The sequence below is a fragment of the Bacillus sp. EB600 genome (assembly GCF_024494385.1).
Classification (GTDB): domain Bacteria; phylum Bacillota; class Bacilli; order Bacillales; family Cytobacillaceae; genus JAEVLT01.
On record NZ_JAEVLT010000076.1, the window covers coordinates 1 to 6,203 of the forward strand.

General features: G+C 33.5%; 5 protein-coding genes and 1 pseudogene. 1 reads left to right on the top strand and 5 read right to left on the bottom strand.

The genetic code is table 11. The annotated features are described in order from the left end of the window. Positions 1 to 999: 999 nt before the first annotated feature. The 3 genes from JN080_RS28015 to JN080_RS28025 form a co-directional block, all read right to left on the bottom strand. Complete coding sequence (locus JN080_RS28015) at positions 1,000 to 1,302, bottom strand: hypothetical protein (protein ID WP_256239229.1); 303 nt, start codon at positions 1,300 to 1,302, stop codon at positions 1,000 to 1,002. A 373-nt stretch (positions 1,303 to 1,675) separates the two neighbouring features. Next, on the bottom strand, positions 1,676 to 1,816 hold the full coding sequence (locus tag JN080_RS28020) for a hypothetical protein (protein ID WP_256239230.1): 141 nt from the start codon (positions 1,814 to 1,816) through the stop codon (positions 1,676 to 1,678). A 319-nt stretch (positions 1,817 to 2,135) separates the two neighbouring features. Beyond that, positions 2,136 to 2,399: a hypothetical protein gene (locus JN080_RS28025; RefSeq protein WP_256239231.1), complete on the bottom strand. Its 264-nt coding sequence runs from the start codon at positions 2,397 to 2,399 to the stop codon at positions 2,136 to 2,138. A gap of 831 nt (positions 2,400 to 3,230) precedes the next feature. Between JN080_RS28025 and JN080_RS28030 the strand changes: the two genes are divergently transcribed. After that, positions 3,231 to 3,533, top strand: a complete 303-nt coding sequence (locus tag JN080_RS28030) for a hypothetical protein (RefSeq protein ID WP_256239232.1) — start codon at positions 3,231 to 3,233, stop codon at positions 3,531 to 3,533. Positions 3,534 to 3,591: 58 nt separating this feature from the next. Here JN080_RS28030 and JN080_RS28035 read toward each other — a convergent pair. Further along, positions 3,592 to 4,922: pseudogene (locus tag JN080_RS28035) on the bottom strand (IS3 family transposase). 796 nt (positions 4,923 to 5,718) lie between these two features. Continuing rightward, positions 5,719 to 6,015: a 4a-hydroxytetrahydrobiopterin dehydratase gene (locus JN080_RS28040; protein WP_256239233.1), complete on the bottom strand. Its 297-nt coding sequence runs from the start codon at positions 6,013 to 6,015 to the stop codon at positions 5,719 to 5,721. Positions 6,016 to 6,203: the final 188 nt, after the last annotated feature.

Below are 6,203 nucleotides of genomic sequence, written 5' to 3' on the forward strand. Positions count from 1 at the left end.
GTTACGTTGGCTAGTGAAGACTTGCTTCACTATGTTATTTTTATTGTTGACGTTTTTGTTTGTTTAGTTTTCAAAGAACAATCTTTTTAAAACAGCTTTCTCATTATATTCTCGACTGAATACTTCGTCAATCCTTTTTCAAGGTTTAACTTTTCATCAGCAACAACAACCATTGTATCACACAAATTCGTACCTGTCAACTTCTACGAAATATTTTTGTTTTAAAAAATTCGTTTTTGAAGCTGTTAACGAATCAGCTTTCTTAGCATATTCTCAACTGAATACTTCGTCAACCCTTTTTTAAAGGATTAATTTTTCATCAGCGACAATAATTATTGTATCACGCTAATTTGCATTTGTCAACTTCTACGAAATATTTTTTTGGCTTAAAAAGTTCGTTTTTTGAAGCTCTTAACGAATCAGCTTTCTTAGAATATCACCTTCCGTATTACCTGTAAATAGAAAGTTTTTTCCAGTTGCATTGGTTTCCCTTAAATAATGGACTTATCTCTTCGCTCTTTGTTAGGCAACATTTGAAAAAATATGTTGCCTTCAAAACATCTATATTTAATAAGTAGATGTAGGCAGAAGAAAAAACGGGTTGCAAGAAAGCATATATTAAAGAAGCAATCCAATCCAAACGTTAATCCTTATCCTAGGAATAGACATTCCTATATTTCTACATGACCATTGCCCTACAACAAGGTTAACTCTATCTACCCTCACTTAACTGAAGTTAATTTGCTTAGAATCGCCTACAGGAACATTAAGTTAATGCTAATTTAAAGAAAAGCGGTTATTTTTAAAGAGTTTTATACATTATATAAATACCTTGGTTTTCCCCTAGAGAACCTAGGTTACGGCATAACTCTCCATCCTTTAAGGTCTGGCCTAATACCTCTAAAGGGTGGAGTGACTCAGCATCGTTAAAATGCCATTATCAAGTTTCCATAATTTTTTTAATCCAATAGCTAATAACACTTAGTAATGATACATTTGTTAGACGACGCACAATGTTGTTACCGTTCCATCTTTATCAACTCTATATTTTGGTGTTTCAGGTTCCGGTATTTGAATTTGTACTCCAATGTTTTTCAAAGTTTGTAGGGCCTCTATAACTTTGTTGTAATCCTTTTGCTTAGCAACAAGCATATCGTTATACCATTCAGCTTCTCTTTTAGCTTCTTTTAACTCACTTTCTAACCTTTCGTTCTGTCTTTTTAATTCTTTTACCTCTTTTTCAAATTGGCTTAACTCGCTTGTTTTTCTGCTTTGTTGCTCCTTGAACTTCTTTGCAAGCACAATAAAATCATCCGGTTCAATAATCTTTTCCGCTGTTTGTTCACTATCAAATATCTCTTTTACTATCTCTTCAAACCGTTCTCCTTTATTCGTCCTTCTCTTCCTGGCCTGTTTAACTTTATTGCCTTCATCTTTCGCTAACTCATAACCAGCTTTATATTGCTCGACAAGCTTCTATAACCGTTCTACCGTCTCCGACAAACCTTAAAACTGTTTCAGCTTAAAGAACATCATCATCAGGAGTCCATATATCTCCTTGAAGATTATTTATCTCGTTTCGTTTATCCTTAGTCATAATGAAAATTCCCTCCTTTATTAACCATTCGTCAAATCTTCAAATTCCTTTTGAGTCTTGTTATATTTATCTTGTTCTTTAATTTAAGTGTTCAAGTGTTTTACCGGCGGCATCCATTTTGTCTTTGAATATATCAATGCTGTTTTGATTAACAGACTTATCATTAATCTCTTTCTTGAAGTCTTTGGAAGCTTTAATATTATCTTCTGCTTTCTTCATCAAGGCTGTAATCCCACATATTGAAAGTTTTGCCTAGGCTTTTTCAAAAGCCGGAAAGGTTTTATAAATAATTTTTGTGCTTTTCCTTCAATCTTTCCACAGTCTTTTGATGAAACTTCATAAATCTTGAATAAAGCTCATAAAACAGCCAACTAACCGGATAAAAATTAGAAAAGCCAATGACTGAAACCATACCGCGCAAACCAGAATATAAACTGAAATCAGCATGAAGGTCCAGAAAGCAGCTTTAATATAAATCTTGTTTCGTTTTGCACTTCGCTCTGCTCTCTTTAAAGTATCGTTAAAAATCTTTTCTGATTTATTTACTGGTTTCCCCCGCCTTTCTAGTTATTTCTCCGATATATTCAATACTGTCACTCTTCCAACCTTCACCCTTCACATATAAAAACTTTGTCCTAACAAATACATGATCTGTATTACTAACACCGTTAAAACTTATAGTTAAATCAAACTCATTCATAAATTCAGCTTCGTTCTTGCTTATTTTCCGCTCAAAACTGGATAGATTAGCAGCAGAAGTTTGAACTTCTGTGCTGCTTTCTGAAGATCCAGAATAAACCATCTGGAATCCTTTGTCTGTCATACGCGACTTGATTGCTTCATTCCTCTGTTTTATATTGCTGTAGTTAAAAAACGCTGGAGGAAGAAGCTGTTTGCCTTAAATGCTTCCCCCTCTTTGACGATTGGAAATTGCTAATTTCTTTCTTGTAAGCCGCTTGAACTTCCGCTGCTTCGCTTAACTGGCTTTTTATACTAGATACATAGAAAACAATCAAAACAGCGAAAATGATGGCTGATAAAATAGCTGGTTTTTTTCATTTCTTCACCCCTGAATGTACGGAAGCGGCTCAACTTTATTGCCGTTTAGGGGTAGTACCAGCGTTGCTGACACCACCCGCAAAGTAATTGGAATTAAATTGGTAATTTTTTAATTACCTCATTATATTCTTGTTGGGCATCAGTAATAGCCAACTTTGATTAGACCTCTAAGGATTTTCTGCTTTCATGGCCTGAGTACGGTTGAATCAAAGCATAATCAATACCTTGCTTTTTCAACCATATTGACTGCTTTGATTCCAATGTCTCTTTTATGGTCATTTCGGACTATATATCTCTAAATCGATCTTATAAAAAAATAAGACGCTTATGTAAAAAAGATTCAAGCCTCTAATCAGTAAGAGGCTTGAATCTTTTTATTTCCATTATCAAATTTATATTAAAAACCCTGTGTTAACTGATATGTTTTTTTACATTTTGTGATTCAAAAGAGAACGTCTTATTTTAATCGGACTTCTTTTTTGTTCATTGACTGGCTAACTGGGAAAACCACAATATTTATTATTCCATTCTGATTAACCAATAATAGGAATCACAAAATTAGGGGAATATTTATATGTGGAAAAATAAGGAGGTTTTAACCGTGTTATATACCTGTGATGAAAAATATCAGTTCTACATAAAGCCTTCCACTGTTGAATTAGGGAACGGAATCGAAGTGACTACCTGGAAAGCTGACGATTATCAGGAGTACTATAATTTTGAAATTCATTTTCCTTTGGAACTTGTAAAAGAGGATTTTCGTTATGATTCTGGCGGGTACTTTATGAATGATTTTGCTGACTATATAGACTGTATTAACACCGTTATAATGAAAGATGGTCTGCTAATCATAAGTGGGTTAAAATCAAAAGCTTAATAAAAGCACCTTACCCATAATAAAGTGGACCCTTTGTAAAGGACATTTTAAAAAAAGACTATGCTAAATTTAGAAGATGATCTCTGTATTGAACGGGGGTCATCTTTTTTAAATTCCACTGGGTCTGTAGTGATTGTAATACGTCATATATTGTTTTATTTCACGTTTTAATTCATCCAAGGTATCGCACAAGACTTTATATATGCCTCATCTTTGAAATGACCAAAAAATGATTCTTGGGGGGCATTATCCCAACAGTTTCCTCTTCTTGACATTGATTGGCGTAATCCAAGTTTTTTTACTAACTTTTGGAAGTCAGGATGAGTATAGTGAACTCCTTGATCTGAGTGAATTAATGCATCTTTTGCTTTCTTAAAGTTTCTATTTTTCTTTAATTTTAATAGGGTGTCTGTAGCCAAGTCGATCGTCATTCGATTTGATACATTATAAGCTAAGATTTCATTGGTTGAAGCATCTTTAATCGTTGATAAGTAAGCCTTTTGACCTTTGCCATAAAATAAATATGTGATATCTGTAAGGAGCACTTTCCCAGGCACATCTTGTTTAAATTCCCGATTCAATAGGTTAGGGACAACACTGTGTTCTTGTGTAGCTTTCATCATTCGTCTATAAGGATTTGCCTTTCTGATGGGGCAAATATTGCTGTACTTCTTCATGTTCGACGAATACGCTTCAAATTATAGACAACATTAAATTGACCCTCCAAGGTCATTTTGATTTGACGGGCACCTTTTTTACGATTTTTAAAGTGGAACGCTTTTAAGATAATCTCCTTCATTTCCTCGTCTTCTACATCTTTTCGCTTTCTTTGTTCTTGTGACTTCGCTGAAAAATAATTATAATAACCATTTCTTGAAACACCTGCTATTTCACATAAATAGCTCACCATATCTATAAGTTAATACTTTTCAATCACAGAACGAATAAGGACATATTTTTGGCAAGAAGGAAGGACTATTTCTTCATCCTCCTTTCTGCAAAACGGATCTTTTTTAAGAGTTCATTTTCCGCCTTAAGTAGGTTAATTTGGGCTTCTAAGCGAGAATTATTCTCCTCAAGGGAAAGTTCTCTTTCCCTTGGGCGCCCTGAATTTCCAGCTCTAGTGTCTTTTAAACCGATGATCCCATTCTTCTTGTAAGCTGCTTGCCATCTCTTACTCGCTGCGCTAATCCTTTTCATCCCCAAAATATCTACATCAAACCCACATTCTTCGAATATATCTCTGGCAAACTTGCCTTTCTCTTTTTCCGCAATAAATATATGCTTAAGTTCATCTGTGTAAGTAATTCCTTTTAAACTAACAGATTTGAAGTAATTATTAGCTGATAGCAGTTTAGCCTCTTTTTCTGTGAAAAGCTTTTTACTCATAATTTTCTCCGTCTCCATGTTTTTTTCTCTCGTTATATTTCTTAATTATACAAAAAAGTACCCTATAGGTAGACTTTTTTTATGTGTCTACTCTATAGGGTACATTTTAGTGTTAGCTGACACTTTTTCAATTAAAGCAACCGTAAAAAATATTTTTTGTTGTTGTATACTTTTAATTTCTTAAGTCCAAAATAAGATCGGCCTAATTCCCCCTAGAATTTGGCCAGTAGAAAACCCATACTTAATTGCCTGCACTTAGCTGTTTTATATTATTGTGTTTTTAGCACATATTGTAATTAGAGATTTATATCTTAGAATATTGAAAAAATAGCCGTAGCTTAAGCTGGACGAAATTGAATGTATTTCTAAACTTGGTAACCAATTTGCAGCCCTTTCTTGGTTAAAAGGTCCCATTTCTGCTTCTTTTTTTAAATTAAATCATCATACCTTTTGTTAATTCATCTAGAAGTTTTCACCACTTTTAAGAACTTCTGTTCAATTAACTGCCTGTTCTTTGCTTTTACATTATATTATGTTTTTAGCACATATTGTAATTAGAGATTAATAACTCGAAATATAAAATATAAGACGAGATGTTACATAGGCGAATTTATTGTAGTTTCTAAACTTGTTTTACCACTTACCTAGTAAAAATGAAGCTGTTGCTTCTGTTACAACATTTTCATTTCAATTTCCATACAAATAAAAAACCCCACAATGTAAATACTTTACAATTTGTGGGTTGCTTTTTATTAGGATCACTGACAACGTCCTCTAAAAGGGGCAATGATACAATTTATTTTTTTATTTTTAAGTATAAATCATCATACTTATTTGCTAAATCAAAATCTAGGGCTGTTAAACCTCTCGCATGCCAAGATGTAATCTTTAATGTTACCAGCTTATAATCAATGGAAATTAATGGATGGTGATTCACATTCTCAGATAAATCAGCAACTTTTTGAACAAACTCGATGCCATTTAAAAAATCAAGAAAACGATACTTTCTTTCAATCCATTTTTCATCGGTGATTCTCCAATTAGGAACTGATGTTAACCGTTCATGTAACTCAGGCACTGATAATTTTTCCATATACTTCTCCCCATTCCACATATTCAGAAATTTTAACGAATCCCGAAAGAATTCCCCTTCGTCAAACCTGTGAAGGGCAAAGCCCAAGGTTAGGGAGGGGATGAATTTCGGTTGGCGTAAGACAAAACATTTGTTCTCTTTCCTTTTCATTTGGTATAATTAAACATATATATAGTTCGAGGTGATGA

What these genes read in the sequence shown, in the direction of transcription:
- JN080_RS28020 (WP_256239230.1), bottom strand. Translation starts at nt 1,816, where the DNA reads ATGAAGAAAGCAGAAGATAATATTAAAGCTTCCAAAGACTTCAAGAAA.
- JN080_RS28025 (WP_256239231.1), bottom strand. Translation starts at nt 2,399, where the DNA reads ATGGTTTATTCTGGATCTTCAGAAAGCAGCACAGAAGTTCAAACTTCT.
- JN080_RS28030 (WP_256239232.1), top strand. Translation starts at nt 3,231, where the DNA reads ATGTGGAAAAATAAGGAGGTTTTAACCGTGTTATATACCTGTGATGAA.
- JN080_RS28040 (WP_256239233.1), bottom strand. Translation starts at nt 6,015, where the DNA reads ATGGAAAAATTATCAGTGCCTGAGTTACATGAACGGTTAACATCAGTT.